General features: G+C 36.9%; 19 protein-coding genes and 2 tRNA genes. 15 read left to right on the top strand and 6 right to left on the bottom strand.

Translation table 11 applies throughout. The annotated features are described in order from the left end of the window. Positions 1 to 30 precede the first annotated feature (30 nt). From AAY42_RS08470 to clpX, 4 genes are all read left to right on the top strand, one after another. Positions 31 to 381: a phage holin family protein gene (locus tag AAY42_RS08470; RefSeq protein WP_055394198.1), complete on the top strand. Its 351-nt coding sequence runs from the start codon at positions 31 to 33 to the stop codon at positions 379 to 381. A 93-nt stretch (positions 382 to 474) separates the two neighbouring features. Further along, positions 475 to 1797, top strand: a complete 1323-nt coding sequence (tig, locus tag AAY42_RS08475; protein ID WP_055394199.1) for a trigger factor — start codon at positions 475 to 477, stop codon at positions 1795 to 1797. A gap of 90 nt (positions 1798 to 1887) precedes the next feature. Next, entirely contained in the window at positions 1888 to 2568 is a 681-nt protein-coding gene (gene clpP, locus AAY42_RS08480) for an ATP-dependent Clp endopeptidase proteolytic subunit ClpP (RefSeq protein WP_055394201.1), read from the top strand. A gap of 93 nt (positions 2569 to 2661) precedes the next feature. Then, complete coding sequence (gene clpX, locus AAY42_RS08485; RefSeq protein ID WP_055394203.1) at positions 2662 to 3897, top strand: ATP-dependent Clp protease ATP-binding subunit ClpX; 1236 nt, start codon at positions 2662 to 2664, stop codon at positions 3895 to 3897. Between the two features lies 1 nt (position 3898). On the opposite strand, the gene AAY42_RS08490 is transcribed toward clpX, so the two are convergent. Then, a complete protein-coding gene (locus AAY42_RS08490; RefSeq protein WP_055394205.1) occupies positions 3899 to 4438 on the bottom strand; it encodes a dienelactone hydrolase family protein in 540 nt (179 codons plus the stop codon). 183 nt (positions 4439 to 4621) lie between these two features. After that, positions 4622 to 6148, bottom strand: coding sequence for a GH3 auxin-responsive promoter family protein (locus AAY42_RS08495; protein WP_055394207.1), 1527 nt, complete (start codon positions 6146 to 6148; stop codon positions 4622 to 4624). 98 nt (positions 6149 to 6246) lie between these two features. Here AAY42_RS08495 and AAY42_RS08500 point away from each other — a divergent pair, with 98 nt between their 5' ends. The 3 genes from AAY42_RS08500 (at position 6247) to AAY42_RS08510 (ending at position 8513) form a co-directional block, all read left to right on the top strand. Then, on the top strand, positions 6247 to 7041 hold the full coding sequence (locus AAY42_RS08500) for a DUF2797 domain-containing protein (RefSeq protein WP_055394208.1): 795 nt from the start codon (positions 6247 to 6249) through the stop codon (positions 7039 to 7041). Positions 7042 to 7174: 133 nt separating this feature from the next. After that, positions 7175 to 7933: a flavodoxin family protein gene (locus tag AAY42_RS08505; protein ID WP_055394210.1), complete on the top strand. Its 759-nt coding sequence runs from the start codon at positions 7175 to 7177 to the stop codon at positions 7931 to 7933. A gap of 163 nt (positions 7934 to 8096) precedes the next feature. Next, positions 8097 to 8513 carry a carbohydrate-binding protein gene (locus AAY42_RS08510; RefSeq protein WP_055394212.1) on the top strand — a complete coding sequence of 139 codons (417 nt, stop codon included), beginning with the start codon at positions 8097 to 8099 and terminating at the stop codon, positions 8511 to 8513. A gap of 70 nt (positions 8514 to 8583) precedes the next feature. Here AAY42_RS08510 and AAY42_RS08515 read toward each other — a convergent pair whose 3' ends face one another. From AAY42_RS08515 to sppA, 3 genes are read right to left on the bottom strand one after another with little or no spacing between them, the layout of a single operon-like run. Beyond that, entirely contained in the window at positions 8584 to 11277 is a 2694-nt protein-coding gene (locus tag AAY42_RS08515; RefSeq protein ID WP_055394214.1) for an AsmA-like C-terminal region-containing protein, read from the bottom strand. A gap of 36 nt (positions 11278 to 11313) precedes the next feature. Beyond that, positions 11314 to 12021 (bottom strand): queuosine precursor transporter, encoded by a 708-nt coding sequence (locus tag AAY42_RS08520; protein WP_055394216.1) that lies wholly within the window; start codon positions 12019 to 12021, stop codon positions 11314 to 11316. 4 nt (positions 12022 to 12025) lie between these two features. Then, positions 12026 to 13786 (bottom strand): signal peptide peptidase SppA, encoded by a 1761-nt coding sequence (sppA, locus tag AAY42_RS08525; protein WP_055394218.1) that lies wholly within the window; start codon positions 13784 to 13786, stop codon positions 12026 to 12028. A 70-nt stretch (positions 13787 to 13856) separates the two neighbouring features. Here sppA and folK point away from each other — a divergent pair, with 70 nt between their 5' ends. Next, positions 13857 to 15002 carry a 2-amino-4-hydroxy-6-hydroxymethyldihydropteridine diphosphokinase gene (gene folK / locus AAY42_RS08530; protein WP_055394219.1) on the top strand — a complete coding sequence of 382 codons (1146 nt, stop codon included), beginning with the start codon at positions 13857 to 13859 and terminating at the stop codon, positions 15000 to 15002. A gap of 105 nt (positions 15003 to 15107) precedes the next feature. Here folK and AAY42_RS08535 read toward each other — a convergent pair whose 3' ends face one another. Then, entirely contained in the window at positions 15108 to 15656 is a 549-nt protein-coding gene (locus AAY42_RS08535; protein WP_055394221.1) for an RNA methyltransferase, read from the bottom strand. 151 nt (positions 15657 to 15807) lie between these two features. Between AAY42_RS08535 and mutS the strand changes: the two genes are divergently transcribed. The 7 genes from mutS to AAY42_RS08570 all read left to right on the top strand — a co-directional run bounded on the left by mutS (position 15808) and on the right by AAY42_RS08570 (position 23642). Continuing rightward, positions 15808 to 18390 carry a DNA mismatch repair protein MutS gene (mutS, locus tag AAY42_RS08540; RefSeq protein WP_055397790.1) on the top strand — a complete coding sequence of 861 codons (2583 nt, stop codon included), beginning with the start codon at positions 15808 to 15810 and terminating at the stop codon, positions 18388 to 18390. Between the two features lie 121 nt (positions 18391 to 18511). Beyond that, positions 18512 to 18584 (top strand) — tRNA-Gly (locus AAY42_RS08545). Positions 18585 to 18630: 46 nt separating this feature from the next. Beyond that, positions 18631 to 18715, top strand: a tRNA-Leu gene (locus AAY42_RS08550). 149 nt (positions 18716 to 18864) lie between these two features. Continuing rightward, positions 18865 to 19950: a hypothetical protein gene (locus tag AAY42_RS08555; protein WP_139063691.1), complete on the top strand. Its 1086-nt coding sequence runs from the start codon at positions 18865 to 18867 to the stop codon at positions 19948 to 19950. A 129-nt stretch (positions 19951 to 20079) separates the two neighbouring features. Beyond that, positions 20080 to 21903 (top strand): glycoside hydrolase family 2 TIM barrel-domain containing protein, encoded by a 1824-nt coding sequence (locus tag AAY42_RS08560; RefSeq protein ID WP_101956442.1) that lies wholly within the window; start codon positions 20080 to 20082, stop codon positions 21901 to 21903. 307 nt (positions 21904 to 22210) lie between these two features. Then, positions 22211 to 22834: a hypothetical protein gene (locus tag AAY42_RS08565; protein ID WP_055394224.1), complete on the top strand. Its 624-nt coding sequence runs from the start codon at positions 22211 to 22213 to the stop codon at positions 22832 to 22834. A 190-nt stretch (positions 22835 to 23024) separates the two neighbouring features. Continuing rightward, entirely contained in the window at positions 23025 to 23642 is a 618-nt protein-coding gene (locus AAY42_RS08570) for a hypothetical protein (RefSeq protein WP_139063693.1), read from the top strand. Positions 23643 to 23708 lie beyond the last annotated feature (66 nt).

The following is a 23708-nucleotide window of genomic DNA, read 5'->3' on the forward strand; positions in this document are numbered from 1 at the left end:
CTTAAATGAATCCCTTAACATTTTAATCTAATGAAACTAATTTTAAGACTCCTTTTAAATGCATTGGCAGTAGTTATTTTATCTTATGTGCTGCCAGGTGTTGGTGTAGATTCCATCACAACCGCAATTATTGTTGCACTAGTTCTGAGTATACTAAACTTTGTCGTCAAACCTATTTTGGTAATCCTAACACTGCCAATTACTATAATTACGCTTGGGCTCTTCCTTTTAATTATCAATGCTATTATCATCTTAATAGCAGCTGATTTTATTTCAGGATTTCATGTTACCAGCATTTGGTGGGCCATACTTTTTAGTTTACTCCTCTCCTTTTTACAGTCAATTTTACACTCTATTTTAAAAGAGGATAAAAAGAAATGATTTTGTTTGGAATTCAGCACTTTAAAAAGTTGCTCTCAAACGGAAAATGCATTACTTTTGCCACCCATTTTTGAATAGCAAATTAGGTAGGAGATGAATATTACAAAAGAGCAGATTGACGAGCTTAATGCAGTTGTAAAAGTTGCCATAAACAAAGAAGATTATCAGGATAAAGTAGAAAATATCCTTAAGGACTATAGAAAACAGGCCAATATACCCGGTTTTCGCAAGGGACAAGTACCCATGGGTCTGATAAAAAAACAATACGGGAAGGCCGTTTTGGTTGACGAAGTAAACAAGTTGCTACAGGATAACCTCAACAAATATCTTACAGAGGAAAAATTGGACGTTTTGGGAAATCCATTACCAAAACAACAGGAGAATTTTGATTGGGAAAGTGACAATCTTGATTTTGAATTTGAGTTAGGTCTGGCGCCAAGTTTTGATGTCCAGGTGAAAACCAAAAAGGCAATTACCCAGTATAAGATTGTTGCTGACAAGAAAATGATTGAAGAGCAGGTAGAGCGTATTCAAAAACAATATGGTAAATTAATCTCTAAAGCTGAAGTTGGTAAATTGGATGAAGTTACAGGAACTTTCACCAATGAAGCTGAAGAAATAGAGCATAAAACGACCATTGAGCTTGACAAAATTAAAAGCAAAAAGGCTGTTGATGCACTTGTAAGTAAAAAAGTTGGAGAATCTGTATCCTTGAAAACAAAAGGTTTGTTCAAAGAAGATTACTTGCTTTCCAGTGCGCTTGGAATTGATAGGGAAAAGGCAGAAAAGTTGAATATTGAAGTTTCATTTACCATTGAAGAAGTAAATGAGCGTGAACCTGCAACCCTTGACCAAGAATTGTTCGACAAATTGTTTGGAAAGGACAATGTGAAATCTGAAAAAGAATTAAAGGAAAAAATCAAGGAAGACTCTGAAAAACAATTTGAGCAGCAATCTGATCAAAAATTGTTGAACGATATTACGGAGAAACTGATTGATAACACCAAGTTTGACCTTCCAGCAGATTTTCTAAGAAAATGGATTCAAATCAGTGGAGAGAACCCACTTTCTGATGATGAGGCCAAGGAAGAGTTTGAAAAATCTGAAAAAGGTCTTCGTTACCAATTGATTGAGGGTAAAATCATTAAAGAGAATGACCTTCAAGTCCAAATGGATGAATTAAAGGAGTTTTCCAAAGGTTTCATCAAATCACAAATGGCTCAATATGGTCATTTAGATCCTCAAGAAGAAGAATTGGAAAATATCGCAATGCGAGTGATGAGCAACCAAGATGAAGTAAAAAGACTTTCGGAACAATTAATGAGTCAGAAGTTATTGGATTTTTACAAGGAAAAAGCCAATCTGAAGGTAAAAGAAGTTACCTATGATGACTTTGTAAAGGAAGCCTACAGCTAAATTCAAGCTAAAAGAAAATTAAGTATCTTTACGGTGCCGGAAAGTTGAATTTTCGGCACCTTTTTTTTAAGCAAAATCGAATAAAATCCCATGGATTACGGAACAGAATTCAAAAAATACGCAACCAAACATCATGGAATAAACAGTATGTACTACGATCAGATAATGAGTAGTATGTACCCCATGAATATGACACCAAATATCATTGAAGAAAGACAACTTAATGCAATTGCAATGGATGTTTTTTCAAGATTGATGATGGACCGTATCATTTTTTTAGGCACTGGTATAAATGATCAGGTTGCCAATATTGTTCAGGCACAGCTACTTTTTCTTGAAAGTGCTGATGCTGTCAAAGACATTCAAATTTATATTAATTCCCCTGGTGGAAGTGTTTACGCTGGCTTAGGCATTTATGATACCATGCAATTTATTAAGCCAGACGTAGCAACCATTTGTACAGGTATTGCCGCATCAATGGCCGCTGTATTGCTGTGTGCTGGTCATGAAGGCAAAAGAAGTGGATTGACCCACTCTAGAGTCATGATCCATCAACCGCTCTCTGGGGCGCAAGGACAAGCAAGTGATATAGAAATTGCGGCGAAAGAAGTTCTTAAGATAAAAGACGAACTATATCAAATTATATCAAACCACTCTGGGCAAACCTTTGATAAAGTCTATGAAGACAGTGATCGCGATTACTGGATGAAGGCTGAGGAAGCAAAGAAATATGGGATGATTGATGAGATTTTAGTAAGGGAAAAGTCCTAAATCCGAACAAATAAGTTAAAAACAGTGGTTTGGCGTAAACCAAATCGTGTTTTTTTACGTTATTAGTGGTTCAACTTTATATGCTGATTGTATATGGCAAAGGAAAATTTGGAGTGTTCATTTTGTGGTAGAAAAAAACCGGAAACCAATCTTTTAATAGCTGGTCTGGATGCCCATATTTGTGATAGATGTATTGAACAAGCCCATAGTATTGTTGCGGAAGAATCCAAACAATCCAAAAATCAAGACCTTTCCTCAGAATTGGTTTTAAAAAAACCAATGGAAATCAGGGATTTCTTGGACACATTTGTCATAGGACAAGAGCGAACCAAGAAAGTGATGTCCGTTGCTGTTTACAATCATTACAAGCGTCTTTTACAAGCCAAAAGCAAAGAGGACGATATTGAAATTCAAAAAAGTAATATAGTAATGGTTGGGCAAACAGGGACAGGTAAGACCCTTATTGCCAAAACCATAGCCCGTATGCTCAATGTGCCTTTGGCCATTGTAGATGCCACCGTGCTTACGGAAGCTGGATATGTTGGAGAAGATGTGGAAAGCATTTTGACCAGATTGTTACAGGCTGCCGATTATAATCTGGAAAAAGCAGAAAGAGGTATTGTTTTTATTGATGAGATAGATAAAATAGCCCGTAAAAGTGATAATCCGTCCATTACCCGAGATGTTTCTGGTGAAGGGGTGCAGCAAGGACTTCTAAAACTATTGGAAGGCACCGTTGTAAATGTTCCTCCAAAGGGAGGTCGTAAACACCCGGACCAAAAATTCATCGAGGTAAATACTGAAAATATTCTTTTTGTTGCTGGTGGCGCTTTTGATGGTGTTGAACGCATTATCACCAAGCGATTGAATATGCAGGCTGTTGGTTATAGTGCATCCAAAGCGGAAGATAGATTGGATAATGAAAATATTCTTCAATATATCATTCCAAAAGATTTAAAGGATTTTGGACTTATTCCGGAAATAATAGGTAGACTTCCCGTGCTGACCCATATGAATCCTTTGGATACAAAAACATTACGGGCCATTCTTACGGAACCAAAAAATGCTATCATAAAGCAATATGAAAAGCTTTTCGGTATGGATGGGATAAAATTCAGTATTACCGAACAGGCTCTCACCTATATTGTACAAAAGGCTGTGGAATATAAATTGGGTGCCAGAGGACTGCGTTCTTTATGCGAAGCCGTATTTACCGATGCTATGTTCTCGCTTCCGAGTAGTGACGAAAAAGAGTTTAAGGTTACAAAAGCTTACGCAGAGGAAAAGCTTTCTCACGAAACCATTAAAAAATTAAAAGCAGTCTCTTAAATTAGACTGCTTTTTTTGTTACTTTTTCCAGAAGGTCTAAACAAACTTCCGCAATTATCTTTTCATCAGAATACAATTGGTGACCAAAATTTGGAATAATATTTAAGTCAACTTCAAGTTTTTGAGCCCATTTAGAACCCGGTTTAAAATCGTCGCGTTCACCAAAAATCAAATTCAATGGAATGTTTGGCTTTGCATCATCCAATCTAATTCGTGTTGGCGATATTGCAGTTAAGGATTTCATTGGCAATCCTTTTAAAGCCGCTTTCCAAGCAATAGTTCCTCCGGTACTGAAAGCCAAATAGTGACTTGCCTCTGTTTCCTTTTTTAATAAATGAGCAACCGCAGTATCAATTCCACCTTCAACAAATGCATTATGGACATTTTTTTCAGTAGAAACTGGAACATCGATGTTCCCAAGCTGTTGACAATCATAAAAAGCAATATCGTAGTACTGCTGAAGATATCCAAAATAAGAGGTTATCCAAAGGCCTTTTTTAACGCCCCACATATCTGATAAGACAACTAATTTTTCTGCCATAAGTCAATTCTTTAGTTTGATGATTAGTTTATTTTAAGAGAAGGGAACTAAAATATTTGTTTCAAACTTCAGTAATTAACGCCCAAAATTCATATTTATTTGTTAAAAAGAAAAAATCGTTCGATAAAAGGTAAGATTATACGAAAACGTTTTCGTGAATTACTTAAAATCAAGAGGGTATCTTCAACCTTGTTTGACATCTGTATTCAGTAGCAATAATTCCTCAATGTATGCACGCTCATTGGAAAGTCTTGGAATCTTATGTTGACCGCCTAATTTGTTCTTCGATTTTAACCAATCATGAAATAAATTGGTGCGAGCCACATGTACTTTTGGCATTCTTAAGGTGGTATTATTGTATCGTTTTGCCTCATAATCGGAGTTTAAAGATTTTAGGGCATTGTCCAAAAATTCGGTAAAGTAGTCAATATCCCTTGGTGGCGTTCTAAACTCAATAATCCATTCGTGGGCACCTTTTTCGCTTCCTTTCATAAAAACCGGTGCCGCCGTATAGTCCATAATCTTAGAATCTGTCTTTTGGCACACGCGCCGTAATGCTTCCTCAGCGTTTTCTATTATTAGCTCCTCTCCAAAAGCATTGATATGGTGCTTGGTCCTCCCTGTTATTCGTATTCTATATGGACTTATGGATGTAAATCGTACCGTATCTCCAATCTTGTATCGCCACAAACCTCCATTTGTAGTAATAACTACTGCATAGTTTACACCCAACTTTACCTCCCAAAGTGGCAATGCAACTTCTTCCTTTTTATAGGTATCCATAGGGATAAACTCGTAAAAAATGCCATAATCCAACATCAACAATAAGTCTTCAGAGTTGTTTCGATCTTGAATGGCAAAAAATCCCTCGGAAGCATTATAGGTTTCATAATAATTAAAACTTCTTCTTGGAAGCAGCTTTTTATATTGATCCTTATAGGGAGCAAAACTTACTCCTCCATGAAAATAAACCTCTAAATTTTCCCAAATCTCAAATAAATGGTTCTTTCCGGTTTTTTCCAATACATCATTTAGCAGTACCAACATCCATGAAGGTACTCCAGCCAAACTTGTTACATTCTCATGAATGCTTTCCTCGATGATTGCCTCCAATTTAGACTCCCATTCACTCATTAGGGAGACTTTATTGCTTGGTGTACTGCTATATTCGGCCCAAAGGGGCATATTATCAATTAAAATAGCCGAAAGGTCCCCAAAGAAAGTACCATTATCCTCATAAAGTTCCTTGCTGCCTCCCAGCCTAAGACTTTTGCCATTGAACAACTGGGAATTCTCGTTGTTGTTCAGATATAAGCAGAGTAGGTCTTTGCTCGATTTGTAGTGACAATCTTCCAAGGCTTCGGTGCTAACGGGAATAAACTTACTTTTGGCGTTTGTAGTACCACTGCTTTTGGCAAACCATTTAATGGCAGTTGGCCAGAATAAATTTTGCTCCCCTTTTCTAGCTCTTTCTATTAGTGGAGCAATAGCTTCGTAGTTCACAATTGGCACCCTATTGGCAAAATCTTCATAGGTAGTTATATCACTGAATCCATACTGTTTTCCCAGCATGGTATCTTTAGAAAAATCGACCAAATGCCGTAGTACCTCATCCTGTACATCCAACGGATACTTTAAGAAAAGTTCAATTTGATGGTATCGCTTTTTTAAAAGCCAAGAAGCAATGGAGTTAAATAAAGGTATTGGCATTTTAGGTATCTTTAACCTAGAATTTAGTTAGGTGCATTAGCTAAAATAGGGTATCTAACGTTCATTTTCAAATAAGCTTTAAACATATCCATTCCATTATGCTTTACGAGGGAGTACTGCGCAAAATGCAGACTGAAATAGGAAATCCAATTCAATATTATTTGGTCTTTGAAAACGATTTTCTAAATATGAACCAGTTATTGAACAAAGAACTGACAATTGATTTTATTAAGTTCCAATGTCTTAACTGTGGAAAAGAAAAACCGATTTACCGAATGGGATTTTGTAAATCGTGTTTCTACGAAACACCATTGGCCGGGGATTGGATCATGAAACCAGAATTGAGTACTGCACATCTGGATAAGGAAGACCGAGATTTAGAGTATGAGAAAAAAGTGCAGTTACAGCCACATATTGTATACTTGGCAAACTCCAGTAATGTTAAGGTTGGGGTTACCCGAAAAACCCAAGTGCCCACTCGTTGGATAGATCAAGGCGCCCATGAGGCCATTGAAATTGTTGAGGCTCCCAATAGATATCTGGCAGGAATTACTGAAGTTGCCCTAAAAGAACATGTAAGTGATAAGACCAGTTGGCAAAAAATGTTGACGAACCGGGTTGAAGATGTGAATTTGGTAGAATGGCGCAACAAATTACAATCCAGTATTCCTGAAGAGGCTTCAGAGTACTTTTTGGGCGAAAACACAGAAACACAATTGGACTTTCCTGTACTGGAATACCCAGAAAAGGTAAAAAGCTTAAATCTTGACAAAACCCCAAGCTATACAGGTGTTTTAAAAGGGCTAAAAGGACAATACCTAATTTTTGATGACAATACCGTTTTTAATATCCGTGGTAATGAGGGGTATTATGTGGGGATAGGTATTAATTGAATATATACAACGAGGATTCTTCGAATCAAACCTCCTCCGAAAGTTTTGAATAAAAATGACGACCATTAATTAGACTTTGGAAATAAAGGGTCAATGGCAATTTTGTCAGAACCAAACATAAAAACCAATCAAGATGAGCGATCAATTAAAAAAAATCACCGCATCACATTGCGAAACACCTCCTGCAAAATATGATGACATTAAAGTGTTGTTCCTCAACTGCACATTAAATAGAACCCCTGTATTATCGCATACTGAAGGATTGATAAAAGTGGCACAGAATATTTTTGAAGCCAATGGAGCCAAAACAAAGGTTATTAGACCTGTTGATTATGTAATTCCTGCCGGATTGGGTCTGGATATGTCCAAAACGCCAGAATGGGATAAGGATGATTGGCCACTGATTCAAAAAGAAGTCGATGCCTGTGATGTTTTGATTGTGTGCACATCTGTCTGGTTAGGTGAAAAATCGTCTGTTTGCAATAGGACGCTGGAAAGAATGTATGGGTACACGCATCAATTTAATGATAAAGGCCAATACAGGGATTATGGAAAAGTTGGTGCTACACTTATAACGGGAAACGAAGATGGTGTTAAACATTGCGCTATGAATATTTTGTTTTCACTCTCACATATTGGATATACCGTTCCCCCACAGGCAGATGCCGGTTGGATGGGAGAAGCAGGCCCTGGCCCTTCCTATATGGATGAAGGCTCTGGAGGATTAGAAAACGATTTTACAAACAGAAACACCACATTTTTGGTGTGGAACTGTCTTCACTTGGCCAGAATGCTCAAAGACAATGGAGGTGTTCCGGCCTATGGAAACTTACCGGACGAATGGGAAGCAGGTTGCAAAGCTGGATTTGACAGTCCAGAACACAAGCGATAATTGAAGTCGATTATTTCTTAAATAAAAAATTCAAAGTTTTTTCAGAATAATTCCTTGTATCTCTCAACCTAAGTTAAGTAATATTTAACTGATCACTAACGAAAAAGTACGCAACCATTCGCTCAAATTTAGGTCTAGCTATTGAAGCTATAAATTTCAATCTATGTATCTAAAAATAACAACAATACTTTCTTTAGCATTGCTACTATTTTTTTCAAGTTGCGATAGTGACAATGGTGGAAATGAAAATTCAGCTAAGCTGGAGGGGGTGTTTTCTGGTGTTTTCACGGTTGAATACACAAATGGAGAAACAATATCGAATCCTGTTACGGTCACCTTTACTAATGGACAATATACCAGTTCTACAGGACTGAACAGATTTCCTGCAGGTGGAAATGGAGCGTTTGAGTTTGGGAACAATACCATTGAATTCTCTGATGAAAATATATGGACTGCCGATTTTGATTGGAACCTAATCCTTAATGGGTCTTATGAATATTCTCTAAATGAAGACCAACTGCACTTTTCCGCCAGTAAAAACGATGTAGGAATCTATGAATACATTTTAATAAAGGAATAGTATCAAACGACTAAAAGCAAAGGGCAATGCATGTGCATTGCCCTTTGCTTTTTCCAAGTTTTTGAAGCTTCTACTCTACTGTATCCTTTTTCTTTTTTCCAAAGAGTCCACCCAAAACAGAGTTTACCGCTTTTTTAGTGGGGTCTTCTTTAACCGCAGAAGAATCAGCCGAAGTACTGTCTTTTTTGGAACCGCCCAATAAGGATCCCAAAGCGTCTTTAACTCCGGATGATTTGGTTTGGGTAGAATCTGTATCATCATTCTTAAAAACATTCGAAATCAAATCTTTAGCAGTGTCTTTCCCTTGGTTCAATAGCTTTTGTTTTTGTATTTCCACCAATTGGGTGGTTAATTTGGAAACACCAGAACTCAAATCTGTTTTAACGGTCGGACTTGTATAATTACCTCCAATATTGGCGGTCACAGGTATCGTCAAATTTTCCATATCCGAATCATCCAACTGTGCAATAAGCTTGTTTACCTCGCTGCCCAAATATTTTGCAGGCACATCCAGGGTTGCTTTATATTGTAATTGTTTATCAAACGTATGGCTACCATCAATATTCACAGCAATATCTTTATAGTTTACGGTAAAGGGTTTCACGTTTACCGAACCATTATCAAAACTCAAAGCAGTTTTTAAATCGCTCAAATCCAAATCTTCAGTATTCAAAAAACTGAGTTTACTATCCAAAGCCGATAACAAAGGGGCATTTGTGGCATCTACCTTAGTGGAAAGTAATTCAGCAAGCAAAGATCCGGATACAGTTCCCAAATTAGGGGTCATATCTTCTTTTAAATTTCCTGAAATTTTTATATCAGAATTTATTTTACCTTGAAGGGCATTGGCCAACGGCGCCAAGGTTTTTAGCAAATCCAATGATTGAAAAGATTCGCTAATGTTGAAATTGCTCATTCCCAAATCCATGTCAAAAGTAGAAACCTCGTCTTTGGTAGATACCGTACCTGCAACACCCAATGTTCCGCCAAAAAGGTCTGATTTTAAATCTTTCAAAGTAGCAGCTTCATCCTTAATAATCAATGTGCCTGTAACATTCTTTAAGCTTAGGTTGTCATAAAAAACCGTATTTGCTGAGGCATCAATAGTACAATCCAAAAATGAAGGAATCTTAATTCGTTCCTCTGTTTCCGATGGTGTGGTATCCCCAGTGCCTTCTTCATCAATCGCATCATCAACCATGAAATCATTCAAAGCAAATGTATTGGAGGAAAGTTTAAAATCACCTTCAACATTCTCATCATTGAACATAAACCCTAATAAATTGGTCAATGTTCCAGTAGTACTAAAATCCGTACTACCTGTTTTTCCTTCAAACGAATTCAAAGACACCGTTTCAGGATTAAACGTCAATGCTGCCGTGCTTATTTCCACCGGATTCTTAAGTTCTTCGGATGCATACTCAAAACCAGAAAGTTTCATTGTACCGTTGGTCTTGGTATTTTGATATTGTTCATTTTCCAGAGAGGCCATATCAAATGCCGTGGTCACATCAGCCGTAAGCAAACCTTTTAGGTTATAGTCTGACGGTACTGGATATGCTTGCGAGAGATTCGCAAGATTAATTCTCCCGTCCATATGGGCGTTTACCTTGGTATTTCCCAATAAATCCGTAATCTTAGAATTTAGATTGAACTTGTCTTTATCTATACTGAAGGAAAGTTTTTTAATGTCTACATAGGTATCTTCTACTATCCCTGTGGAATTGTTGATTTCCGTGTCTATAAAAACATTGCTAACTGATTTGGGTAAATCTGGATATTTGAAAGATGCATTTTCTGAGTTTATTTTGATATTAAAGGTTGGAATATGCTCATCATCCACAATTCCCTTGAACATACCGTTTACTTCAAAATTACCCGTTGTTTGGACATCTTCAATGTTTTTTGAGTAGGCTTCCGGAATCACCGCCAAAAAGTTTTTGAAGTCTGATGAAGGTGTCTTAAAAGTGACATCCACTTCTTGATTTTCCTCATTTACTTGCACAAATCCATCAAAAACCAATGGCAATTGATTGATCATGGCCTTATTTTCCAAAAAGGAGTATTTGCTATTTTTTAAATCAATGCCAATAATTGCATCCAAAAACAGCTTGTTCTTGTTTAGATATTTAGTGCTATCCATTTCAAAAGAAACCAGCGCATCTGTAGTGGTCTTAAGTTCCGAAGTTTCTAGGGAAAGGTCTCCATTTCCAAAATGGTTCATTTCCGATATGACCAAGTGCATCCCTGTGGCAAAATCATCATATATTATTTCTGTGTTGGTAATTTCATATGCATCCAATGCCAAGGTGAAATTGGTAGAAGCTTCATCAGCAGAAGTTTCAACACTCTCTTCACTTTCTTTTGCAATGTCATAATTGGCATTTTCAGTTTCGTCCACCTTCACATGTAGTCTTGCTGCATCCAGTTTTAAACTTTTGATGGTAATAGGATCCTCCGCAGTTTTAAAAAGTTCCTTAATGGACATTTTTAATTCAATCTGTCCAGAGGCGAACAGGGTATCTCCAACAAAAGGCGCCTTATTTACCAATGAAACATTCGTTAATTCCACATTTGCATTGGGAAAGTTTTTGAGCAAATTAATATAGGCTTCATCAAAATCCAAGGTAGCATTGATGTTATTATTGGCCTTGTTTTTTATGATTTCAGATACCTTTCCACTCAAAAGTAGCGGAAGGGCAACAAGAAGTACAATAATGGTCAGTAGGGTTATTCCTGTAATTTTTAGGACTTTTTTCTTCATATTTGGGTGTTTTCCAACAAAATAAAGAAGAAGCTACTAATCTAGATGTATTTCCTCCCCTATTTTTAAGTTAAATCTTTTTCGCATTAGATATACGAACAAATAGAGCAAAGGGGTGTCCAAGGCAGCAATAAAAATTTTAAAGACAAATCCACTAATGACCAAACCATAAAACAGACTCCATGGAATTTCCCCAAAGGAACAGAGCAAAAGCACCACGGTAAAGGTATCTATGAACTGGGAGGAAAATGTGGAAAAGTTGTTTCGAAGCCACAAATATTTCCCTTTTGTAAGCTTTTTCCAAAAGTGATAAATCTGTATATCAACAAATTGAGCCAATAAATAGGCCATCATTGATGCAAAAACAGCTACTATGGTATTTCCAAAAACCGATTTGAACATTTCATTGGATACAGGCGACCAATCTGTAGCTGAAACTGCAGAAGCAGTGTAAACAATCGCCAAGGAAAAGAAAGAGGCAAAAATACCGGCCACCACTATTTGATTTGCTTTTTTCTTTCCAAAAATTTCCGAAATCAAGTCCGTAATCAAAAAGGTAAGTGGATACGGTAAAATACCTACCGAAACCTCAAAAAGTGGAGCTCCTAAAATAGTGACATCGCCAAAGGGTTTCCAATAAAAGAATTTTTGAAAAATAAGGTTAGAAACCACTAATGAGGTAATGAACAATGCACCTAAATATAGATAGATGGAAAATGCTAGACGCTTGTCCTTTATTGTCATCTTCTTATTTGATGTTTAAACTAAAGGGCATTTTGGCCTGGATTCCCTTTTGCTTTGTAATCTCCTTAAATTCCTTTAAAAACTGATACGCTTCCGTTCCAATTTCTTCTTGGATAAGCGCCTCTCCTATTTTTACTTTTGCACCTCCTAAATCTTCCATAAGCCGTTCAAAATCAGATTTGTATTTTGGATACTTGCGTATTCCGTAGGAATCCAATTCCGCCATTTCCGCAGCGGCGGCAATAGCATCATCCAAATTGCCCAGTTCATCAATCAATCCATTTTCTTTGGCATCTACCCCACTCCAAACTCTTCCTTGTGCCAAGGAATCTACAGCAGCAATGCTCATATTTCTTCCCGCAGCCACTCTTTCCAAAAACACCTCGTAGGTATCTTCCACCCCTTCCTGAACCACATCACGGAATGAATCGCTCAAGGGTTCAAACAACGAATAATCCACAGAATTTTTATTCGTCCCAACTTGCTCTGCATTGATACCAATATTTCCGGCCAGCTCATGGGCATTAGGTATAGTCCCAAAAACACCAATGGAGCCTGTAATTGTGGTAGGTTCAGCGAAAATCTTGTCCCCACCTACTCCAATATAATAGCCGCCTGAGGCCGCAACATTCCCAAAAGAAACCACAACGGGTTTTACTTCTTTTGCAAGTTCTACTTCCCTCCAAATAATATCTGAAACCAAGGCACTACCGCCTGGGGAATTTACGCGTAAAACAATAGCTTTCACGCTTTCAATTTCTACCGCTTTTTGAAGGGCTCTGACCACCAAACCTTGGCCAATAAAATCTTTCCCTCCTTCTCCGTAATAAATTTCCCCTTGCGCATATACCACGGCAATTTTATCCTTTCCGCTCAGCAGTCTTTTTTTTCTTGCTACCTGAATATAGTCCCTAAATTCAACATAGCTGATCTCAGCATCTTCTTCAAGCCCCATTTTATCTATCAACAATGTTTCATATTCATCAAAATGAAGATTGCCATCAATAAGACCGGATGTTACCGCATATTTTGGTGTTCTTCCACCCAGAGTATCCGCAATTATGTTCAAATCCTCATCAGTGATGTTTCTGGAATCCGAAATATCAGCTATCATGGTATCCCAAAGGGATTGGATAAGTTCTTTTATCTGCATGCGATTCTCAGGACTCATTGTATTTGACAAATAGGGTTCTACAGCGCTTTTATATTTTCCATGCCGAATCACCTCCATTTTAACGCCCATTTTCTCCTGCAAATCCTTAAAAAACAATATTTCAGTGGCCAATCCTTTAAAATCCATTGCACCAACCGGGTTTAGGTACATTTCATCTGCCACACTTGCCAAATAGTAGTCTTTTTGGGTGTAAAAATCAGAATGGGCGTAAATAAACTTTCCTGTTGATTTAAAATCCAATAAGGCTTTCCTTATCTCTTGAACCTGAGCCAATCCTGCCTGCAAAAAACTTGTGGTGAAACTAATCCCTTCAATATTAGTATCTTCTTTAGCCACTTTAATGGCATGAAGAATATCATCCAAACCTACCTCGTCATCCCAAAATGCCGCAAATGGGTCAGAATCATCTCTACCCACATAATCCCTTATAGGTTCTGTAAAACTCAACTCCAATATGGAATTCTTGCTCACTACAACCCCATCATCTGCATTTCCCATCAAAGCCGCAAAAATGACAAACATTCCAAATAACACTCCAAAAGCAATCAAACATCCTAAAATGGCAGCCAATAGATTTCTCAAAAACTTCATGCAATCAAATTTATTTTCAGGTCAAATATAACCATTGTTGTATTGTTTTGTTTACTTTGTTTTCTTGATTATGGGTCAGACACAAACAGCATATCTCTCATTGGGCAGTAACTTGGGCAATAGATATCCCACACTGCAAAAAGCTGTTTTTCGTATTCAAAAAAAAGTTGGTGAGGTAACCGCTGTATCCTCAATTTATGAAAATCCAGCTGTAGGTTTTGAAGGAGAGGATTTTTTGAATGCCTGCATTTCTGTAAATACTAAATTACCACCACCAGAATTGCTCTTGGTCCTTTTGGAAATTGAGAAGGATTTTGGACGGGAAAGATCACAACAAAAAGGACATCAATCCAGAACCTTGGATATTGATATTGTTCTTTATGGAAATGAAATTATCGATTCAAAAGAATTGGCCATCCCGCACCCAAGAATGGCAGGCAGGAATTTTGTTCTAAAACCCTTGGCTGATATTGCCCCGCAATATTACCATCCGGTTCTCAATAAAGACATTCGCAATTTATTGCAGCAATGTAAAGACCGAAGTCAACTGAAGAAAACATCATACAAACTTTTTAAGAATCGTTTGGAACTTTTTTCGCAGCTTCAGTTTCTTGCTATTGAAGGAAACATTGGAGCCGGAAAAACAACGCTATCCAAAATGATTGCAAAAGATTTTAATGCAAAATTGGTTTTGGAGCGTTTTGCAGACAATCCTTTTTTGCCGAAATTTTATGAAGACCAACCCAGATATGCCTTTCCTTTGGAGATGTCCTTTCTAGCTGATCGGTATCAACAATTTACGGATGATACTTCGCAGTTTGATCTTTTTAAAAATTTTATGGTCAGCGATTATGATATTTTCAAGTCCCTAATCTTTGCAAAGATTACATTACAGGAAGAAGAATTTAATTTATATAAAAAGGTCTTCAATTTCATGTACAAAGAGGTGAAAAAACCCGAAATTTACTTGTACCTCTATCAAAATACAGAACGACTATTGGCGAATATCAAAAAACGGGGTCGGGATTACGAGCAAAACATTGACACTTCTTATTTGGAAAAAATAAATCGTGGATATATGGATTTTATAAAAGGGCATCCAAACCAAAATAGTATGATTTTGGATTTGAGCGACTTAGATTTTGTAAACGATTCTGCAGATTATGAAACCGTCTTGGAACGGCTCGAAGAAAAAATTCTGCAGTTACTTTTTTAAGAGAATTTTAGCAAAATGTTTGGAAATTATAAAAGGTTTTATTTTATTAGCGCCTCTCTAAAAGAGAAACTAACTAACTCAAACTATATGTTTAGCCCTGAATTTTCAGGGCTTTTTTGTTTTAGAGGCCCTGAGTTTAGCCCATATATCCCATACAACTACCCCTGCACTTACTGAAATATTCAATGAATGTTTTGTTCCAAACTGAGGAATCTCAAGGACTAAATCACAAGCCGAGACCACTTCTTGTGAAACCCCTTTCACCTCATTTCCAAAAATTAATGCCACGGTTTCGTTATTCCCTACGTTGAAGTCATTGAGCATTGTTGCATTTTCAGCTTGTTCCACAGCAATTGTACGTGCTCCCTGCCGTTTAAGCTCTGGAACCAGTTCCAAAGTATTCTGCCGGTACTCCCACTCCACACTTTCTGTGGCTCCCAAAGCAGTTTTCCTAATGTCCTTGTGGGGTGGGGTCGCTGTTATTCCGCAGAGGAATACTTTCTTTACCAAAAAAGCATCCGCTGTTCTAAATACAGATCCAATATTATTTAAGCTTCGAATATTGTCCAAAACTATAATGATCGGATTTTTTTCGGCCTTTTTAAAACCAGCCACATCCAATCTATCCAACTCGCTGTTTTCAAGTTTACGCATATTATTTTTCAACTATAATCCCTAAAATATCAACAAAAATTCTTGAAACATGGAGAAATGGGTACATTCGTTTCTACCCAATTCTGGGCAAATGTAAAAGAATAATATCGCTTTGGCAGCCAATACTAAGACAAAGAAAGTTACCCCACTGATGCAACAATATAATGCCATCAAGACCAAACATCCTGATGCATTGTTGTTATTCAGGGTGGGGGATTTTTATGAAACTTTTGGTGAAGATGCCATAAAGGCCTCCAAGATTTTGGGTATTATCCTTACCCACAGAAATAATGGAGGGGACAAAACCGAATTGGCCGGGTTTCCGCACCATTCTTTAAATACCTATTTGCCAAAACTGGTAAAGGCAGGGCAGCGCGTGGCCATATGCGACCAACTGGAAGACCCTAAACAAACCAAAAGTATTGTAAAACGAGGCGTTACCGAGTTGGTAACACCGGGTGTAGCCCTTAATGACGATATATTATCCGCAAAGAGCAATAATTTTTTGTGTGCCGTACATTTTGGACGAAATAAATATGGGGTCTCTTTTTTGGATATTTCCACCGGAGAATTTTTAACCGCGGAAGGTTCTGCCGAACAGGTGGACAAGCTACTTCAAAATTTTAGCCCTAATGAGGTTTTGGTTTCCAAAAACCACAAAGCTTCATTTTTAGAGCTTTTCGGCTCCCATTTTCACAGTTTTTTTCTGGAAGACTGGATTTTTCAGGAAGATTATGCCAATGAAAGTCTAACCAGCCATTTTAAGACCAACACCCTGCAGGGTTTTGGCATTGACCATTTATCCAACGGAATAATTGCTTCTGGAGCTGTTCTGCACTATTTATCCGAAACACAGCACAGCAGATTACAGCACATCAACAAGCTCCAAAGAATTGCAGAAGAGGAATATGTTTGGATGGATCGCTTCACAATCCGTAATCTAGAGCTTTACCACTCTACCAATCTAAATGCGGTAACGCTTTTAGACGTCATTGACAAGACCATTTCCCCAATGGGAGGGAGACTTTTAAAACGATGGTTGGCACTTCCATTAAAAAACATTGAAAAGATTCAGCAGCGCCATCAAGTTGTTGCTTATTTAAAAACTGAGGAAGAAAAGTTAGAAAAAGCGCAGCATTGGATCAAACAGATGGGCGATTTGGAACGCTTAATCTCCAAATTGGCTACAGGCAAAATAAACCCAAAAGAGGTCGTTCAGCTAAAGAATTCGCTCGAAGCTGTTGTTCCCATCAAGCAATTGGCCTTGGAAAGCCCCAACAAGTCCCTGAAAAGCATTGGCGAACAATTGAATGAATGCGAAGCACTTCGAACCAAAATCAAAGAGGTTCTTAATGAGGAAGCTCCTGTAAACCTTTTAAAAGGTGAAACTATTGCCGCAGGCTATTCCACGGAATTGGACGAGTTAAGGGGCTTGGCTTTTTCTGGCAAGGACTATCTGGACAAAATGTTGGAGCGCGAAACCGAAATCACCGGAATCACTTCCCTAAAAATAGCTTCCAATAATGTTTTTGGGTATTATATTGAGGTCAGAAATACGCACAAAGACAAGGTTCCAGAAGATTGGATACGCAAACAGACCTTGGTGAACGCGGAGCGATACATCACGGAAGAACTTAAAGAATACGAGGCTAAAATATTGGGTGCCGAAGAACGCATTTACACCCTTGAACAACAGTTATTTGAGCAACTTTTAATGTGGATGCAAGAATATATTGGAACTGTTCAGGATAATGCCTATCTGATTGCCCAACTGGATTGTCTTTGTGGATTTGCCCAATTGGCAAAAGAGAACAATTACGCCATGCCCCAGATGGATGATTCCACTGTACTTGACATTAAGGATGGACGGCATCCTGTAATTGAAAAACAATTACCTCTTGGAGAAAGTTATATTACCAATGATGTATTGCTAAATAGAGATGACCAACAGATCATCATGATCACTGGGCCAAATATGAGCGGTAAATCTGCAATTTTAAGGCAGACCGCCCTTATAGTGCTTATGGCACAGATGGGAAGTTTTGTTCCTGCCACCGCTGCAAAAATAGGTGCAGTGGACAAGATTTTTACAAGGGTTGGCGCCAGTGATAACATTTCAATGGGTGAATCTACCTTTATGGTGGAAATGAACGAAACAGCGTCCATTCTCAACAATCTCTCTGAACGCAGTTTAGTGCTTTTGGATGAAATTGGAAGAGGAACCAGCACTTATGATGGTATTTCTATAGCTTGGGCCATTTCTGAATATCTTCATGAACATCCATCTAGGGCAAAAACGCTTTTTGCCACACATTATCACGAGCTCAATGAAATGACCGGTACTTTTGCCCGAATCAAAAATTACAATGTTTCCATAAAAGAATTGAAAAACAACGTGCTTTTCCTTAGAAAATTGGTACCAGGAGGGAGTGAACATAGTTTTGGAATTCATGTGGCCAAAATGGCCGGAATGCCCCAACAAGTAATTCAAAAAGCCAATAAAATTCTTAAAAAATTGGAGAAATCCCATTCCAATTCCGAGGTTGCCAATACATTGGAATCCGCACAAAACGAAATGCAACTGAGCTTTTTTAATTTGGACGATCCATTGCTCGAGGAAATCAAGGAAGAGATTTTACATTTGGATATTGACACCCTCACCCCAGTTGAAGCCTTGATGAAACTTAACGAGATTAAGCGCCTCCTTAGCAAAAAGAAAAAGGCAAGTTCTTAAAGCTTTGCCCATTGGAAAAAGGAGTAATCCTTTTCGATTAAAATGCTTTTAATTTTATAGAAATGTATTAAATTTGCATCCGCATCGGCAAAAACTGATGTTTGTTGATGTTCTTTAAAATGCGAAAGTAGCTCAGTTGGTAGAGCATCACCTTGCCAAGGTGGAGGTCGCGGGTTCGAATCCCGTTTTTCGCTCAAAACGCTGCTTGCCAGCGTTTTTTTATGCTGATACCAATATCATGCTCGAGTGGTGGAATTGGTAGACACGTTGGACTTAAAATCCAATGGCCATTATGGCCGTGCGGGTTCAAGTCCCGCCTCGAGTACGCAAAACCCTGTTAATCAATTGATTTTCAGGGTTTTTTATTTTATGTAAGTATCGGGAAATCCTCTCTTATTTGTTAACTTCGGGCTATGATGGAAAATCAGATCTGATTTTCCACAACGAAATCATAGCCTAACCGTTAGCTTTAATTTGAAAAAGAATCATCTCATACCAATTATTCTCATCTTGTTGCTAGGTAATTCCTGCAATAGTTCAAAATCTGAAATAGATGGATTTTGGATAAGCGCTTATGAAATTAATGAAGATTCGATTACTCACGTTTCGGACCAAACAAATTTCATTGAAATTGTAGGAGATAGTATTTCTTTTTGGTCAAATACAGTTCCAAAAATTGGTTTTAGCGGGTCTAAAATCAAATCAACTATTGACTATAACCCTCTTGGTTTTGAAATTAACCATGACAAATTTGACAACATTAACTTTCAAATTTTATCAAAAGACAGCATAGTAGTAAATTTTTGGAATGAAAGCACCACAAAAACAATATTCAAACGTCTTGAGGAGCCAAATGACGAAATAAGCTGGACGCCATTCAACGAATCTTACGAGTGGATTGGAAATAAATCCTTCATGGTTAATACCAAGTTTATGAATAATGGACTTTATGTTGAGTACTTAAGAAAATCAGGCCAAGTAGTTGTTGGACATTGGAGTATTTTGAAAAACAAAAAGCGTTCATTCATTGTACTCGATGCTCTAAATCGCAACACGCTTTCAATCGATTCCATAACAAATCATTCAGTCCATGTATCAGCTACTCATGAAAAAAAGTATAATTACATTTTTAAAGAGAAACATTTATCAATACCTCAAAACATCTTAGGTGAATGGTTTTTATTTGACCTTGAAAACATCGAAGGAATCGATCCTCCCCTTCTCCCATTCGGCTATGAGCCACCTAAAATTGTATATATGAATGTCACAAAGGATTCAATAACAACTATTAAAAATAATATTGAATTTGCCAGAAAATGGATATTAGGTGGTGATGGTAATTTAATGATTTTTCCAAATGTGATTATTCATAAAGACACTACTGACATCGATACATTAACAAGAAAAGAAAGGTCGATTCGTTCCAGTATATTAAAAATTGATAGTCTCTCTGAAACCGAACTTATAATCCTATCTGATTATGAAATACTTGAAATGAATGGTTTCGAGAGAAAATTAAAGTTTCGCAGAAAAAAAACTACAGCTAACAATAGCTATTAGTAATTGCTAGCCATTCAAGGGACTTTCGATAAATTCTAACGAATTTCTACTACGCAGTGCTCTTTTTGCTAACTTCGATACCAATCGCAACTACTCATAACCGAGACCTCTGGCATTAATTAAAAAAACATGAATTATATTCTATTAAGAACAACGCTACTTTTTCTTTTTACAACTGTTTTCGCAATAGAAATTAAAGCACAAATAGCTGTTGAAAATGTGAATGGTAAATGGACTTTTATTGTAGACACAAAGCCATTTGAAGTAAAGGGAGCTACTTTTGGTTATGATAAAGATGTAGCCAACTATGACAAATACTTCCAAGAACTCAATTTTTTAGGTGTTAATACAATTAGGACATGGGGCACAGATAAAAACACCATGAAAATGTTGGATGCAGCCCATAAACACGGAATAAGAGTAATGTTAGGTATTTGGATGCGACATGGCCGAGCGGGTATGGAGGCTGACGATAGTTTCGACTATAGCAATGATGAAGATGGTAAAGAAGTCATGTATAAAGACGCTCTTGAAATCGTAAAAACCTATAAAGACCATCCGGCAATACTTACATGGGGTGTTGGCAACGAAGTTTACCTAAATACAGCTACCGACGAAGAAAAAATTGCTTACTCAAAACTATTGGAAAGAATCTGTTCTCAAATCAAGAGAATAGATGAAAATCATCCTGTTGCATCTGTTGAAGCTTGGACTTTTGGAGTAGACTGGTGGGAAAAATATGTTCCATCTATTGATATTTATGGAATCAACACCTACGGAAAAGGAGCTAATGTTTTGCCAGAAGAATTATCAAAAAAAGGGGTAACTAAGCCCTATGTCATAACCGAATTTGGGGTTAGGGGGGAATGGGAAATAGAAGAAGACCTAAATGGAGTAAAGTTAGAACCAACAGATAAAGAGAAATATGACGTAATTGTTAATGGTTATAATGAATGGATCAAACCAAAACCGAATTGTTTAGGAGTCTATATATTTCAATACGCTACTGATGATAAACATTTAGCACCTTGGTTATTGACCCATTTCAAAGGAATGACCCGTCCACAATATTGGGCAATTCGAGAAGCTTATACAGGAAAAAAAGCTGAAAACAATGTTCCTTCCATTACGTCATTTCAATTATTGGATACTAACGTAAAAAGTGGGACTTGGGTTGGTGTAAAACTCGATGCTCTAGATACTGAAGAAGAAGATTTAGCAGTTACCTTTTATTACAATCAACGGACAGGCAGCAGGAAAAGGCGTGACCAATTAGTACCTCTTAATTTTCGTGGTAACCTTTCTGATGGTTTAGAGATTCAACTTCCGCAAGAAAATGGTGGTATAAAAGTCTATGCAATGGTGAACGACACCTTTAATAATGTGGGTATAGCTACAACATCTATTTCAGTTATTGATAAAAACGCAGCTAAACGGAAATTTTTAGTTCCAAAAGTAGAATTGCCATTTCACGTCTACAAAGACAACGAAAATTTACCGTACGTTTTATCAGCATACATGGGAGATTATAACACTATTAATGTAGATTTAGACAATACAGAAACGGTAAAATCGGGAAAAACAGCCATTAAGATAGATTTTAAAGGAAAAAATGAATGGTATGGCCTTGGATTCGTAGACCCAGCGAACGATTGGGGTGATATATTAGGCGGCCATAATATAAGTGGAGCAGAAACTTTCAGCTTTTGGGCCAAAGCAAGTTATGACAACCTAAAAGCAAAAGTAGGTTTTGGACTTATTGAAAAAGGAGATAAACCTTTTTATGATTCTAGCAAAAAGCTTATTGAACTAATCCTTACGGACAAGTGGAAAAAATATACCATTAATACAAAAAGACTCGATTTAACCTGTATTCGTTCTGGGTTTGTAATTTTTACGATTGGTGAAGGTATGAGTCATACTATTTATATAGATGAAATAGTTTTCGAATGACAACTATGAATGATAAATAATTAATGTCAACAATAGCTAAAAAATTGAGGTTTAAGTGATTAAACAAAAAAATAAATCAAATGACTGTGCTAAACCAAAAAGTATAGGTGTAAAATCCCCAACAACTTATAGTCCAGACTGTTGTGTGCTATTAAGGCTTCTTTTAAATTAAACCCAATCAGGATGAAAATATTTAATCTTGAGAGTAAAAAATAAATAACTAGATGAATATATACCTCTTTATTAGCATTTAGAAATAGGCAAAATCTTATTATAATTGGTTCGAATACCACCATTAAATAGAATTATGAACGAATTTAAAACGCTATACATCTATACTGCATTTGCACTGCTTCTATTCCAACAAACGTCCTTGCTTGCACAGGGTAACCAACAATTAGATTATATAGTGCTATATAGTGCAGACACTTTATATGGAAATGTGAAATACATAGATGAAGAAGGAGTTCATCGAAAATTTTATAAAAAAATAAGGCTAACGACTATTGATGGAAAAAGAAAAAAATACAAGAGAAAAGATGTTTCTGCTTTTAGGAAGGACAACGTTAATTACAAAAGTTTTTGGTTGAATCAATCGTCTCAAAAAATTACATTAGCTAATCCTAACTATAATATTGATAACAAAGATGGACAACAACATTTCTTAAGGATTGTGAGCCAAGGAAAGCTTAGCCACTATGAACTAGAATGGTTTGAACAAGGAAATGCAACCTTGTGGTCTATGGCTTTACTAAAGAAAGAGGAAGACCCCTTTTTCATAAGAGCAGACCAAGGATTGCTAGGATTAAAGAAAAAAGTTTTACTGAACTATTTTTTCAACTGTCCAAAACTAAAAGAAGGAATTAACTTAAAACAATTGAATAACGTTTGGCAAGTAGTTGATTTTTATAATAGTGATTGTATTCATTAAATCATCGTAACAATAACTTCACACAGCAATGGTTATAAATAATTGCTTGATATCGCCTATCCTTCGACTACGCTCAGGACGGGCTTCTGAAAATTCTTGTAGGTTTTCAGTTTGGTGCGCATTTGCAAGGTTAGATGCTGACCCTCGCAACTAATCATACGCGAGGCCGTTCAATACAAACAAAATAGAAATGATAGCATTTTTACACACTTCGAAAATTCATATCGACCGATTTGAAAAATTGGTTAACTCAATTGATAAAAACATTCCGACTAAACATTTTGTAAATGAAGAAATCCTTGAATTAGCGATAACAAATGGCAAGACAGATTCAGATGCATTTAAAAAACAGATTGATTTTATCAAAGAGGACAATCCAAAGTTAATAATCTGCACTTGTTCCACTTTTGGAGAAGAAAGTGATACGTTGGATAATGTATTTAGAATTGACAGACCAATTGTTCAATATATTGTAAACAAATTCCACAAAATAGGATTGGTCTATACAGCTATTTCGACTAAGGAAATAAGCACAAATTTATTGGTTGAAACATCAAGACAGCTGAACAAGGAAATAGAAATTATTAACTGTGATTGCTCCGAGCATTGGGTTCATTTTGTTAATGGAAATCAATTAGAGTATGAGACTCAAATTGCGAATTCGATTAAATCATTGGAGGATCAGGTAGATGTAGTATTTTTAGCTCAAGCATCCATGGTTGGCGCTAAGAATATTTTACTGAATTTCAAGAAAGAAATCGTTTCAAGCCCTGAATATGGAGTGAGACAAATTTTGCATGGTAAATAGGCCAGTATACAATACTAAATAAAGGCATAGGGCATTTCATGAATATTAGAAGGTTTGGGAGTTTGG

The organism is Flagellimonas eckloniae, from assembly GCF_001413955.1.
Lineage (GTDB): Bacteria > Bacteroidota > Bacteroidia > Flavobacteriales > Flavobacteriaceae > Flagellimonas > Flagellimonas eckloniae.

Bases quoted from the DNA above. Each gene is read 5' to 3' on its own strand.
- AAY42_RS08490 (WP_055394205.1), bottom strand. From the start codon at position 4,438: ATGGCAGAAAAATTAGTTGTCTTATCAGATATGTGGGGCGTTAAAAAA.
- AAY42_RS08520 (WP_055394216.1), bottom strand. From the start codon at position 12,021: ATGACAATAAAGGACAAGCGTCTAGCATTTTCCATCTATCTATATTTA.
- AAY42_RS08470 (WP_055394198.1), top strand. From the start codon at position 31: ATGAAACTAATTTTAAGACTCCTTTTAAATGCATTGGCAGTAGTTATT.
- clpP (WP_055394201.1), top strand. From the start codon at position 1,888: ATGGATTACGGAACAGAATTCAAAAAATACGCAACCAAACATCATGGA.
- AAY42_RS08560 (WP_101956442.1), top strand. From the start codon at position 20,080: ATGAATTATATTCTATTAAGAACAACGCTACTTTTTCTTTTTACAACT.
- AAY42_RS08500 (WP_055394208.1), top strand. From the start codon at position 6,247: ATGCTTTACGAGGGAGTACTGCGCAAAATGCAGACTGAAATAGGAAAT.
- AAY42_RS08570 (WP_139063693.1), top strand. From the start codon at position 23,025: ATGATAGCATTTTTACACACTTCGAAAATTCATATCGACCGATTTGAA.
- AAY42_RS08535 (WP_055394221.1), bottom strand. From the start codon at position 15,656: ATGCGTAAACTTGAAAACAGCGAGTTGGATAGATTGGATGTGGCTGGT.
- sppA (WP_055394218.1), bottom strand. From the start codon at position 13,786: ATGAAGTTTTTGAGAAATCTATTGGCTGCCATTTTAGGATGTTTGATT.
- AAY42_RS08495 (WP_055394207.1), bottom strand. From the start codon at position 6,148: ATGCCAATACCTTTATTTAACTCCATTGCTTCTTGGCTTTTAAAAAAG.
- mutS (WP_055397790.1), top strand. From the start codon at position 15,808: ATGCAACAATATAATGCCATCAAGACCAAACATCCTGATGCATTGTTG.
- AAY42_RS08515 (WP_055394214.1), bottom strand. From the start codon at position 11,277: ATGAAGAAAAAAGTCCTAAAAATTACAGGAATAACCCTACTGACCATT.
- AAY42_RS08565 (WP_055394224.1), top strand. From the start codon at position 22,211: ATGAACGAATTTAAAACGCTATACATCTATACTGCATTTGCACTGCTT.
- clpX (WP_055394203.1), top strand. From the start codon at position 2,662: ATGGCAAAGGAAAATTTGGAGTGTTCATTTTGTGGTAGAAAAAAACCG.
- AAY42_RS08510 (WP_055394212.1), top strand. From the start codon at position 8,097: ATGTATCTAAAAATAACAACAATACTTTCTTTAGCATTGCTACTATTT.
- AAY42_RS08505 (WP_055394210.1), top strand. From the start codon at position 7,175: ATGAGCGATCAATTAAAAAAAATCACCGCATCACATTGCGAAACACCT.
- folK (WP_055394219.1), top strand. From the start codon at position 13,857: ATGGGTCAGACACAAACAGCATATCTCTCATTGGGCAGTAACTTGGGC.
- tig (WP_055394199.1), top strand. From the start codon at position 475: ATGAATATTACAAAAGAGCAGATTGACGAGCTTAATGCAGTTGTAAAA.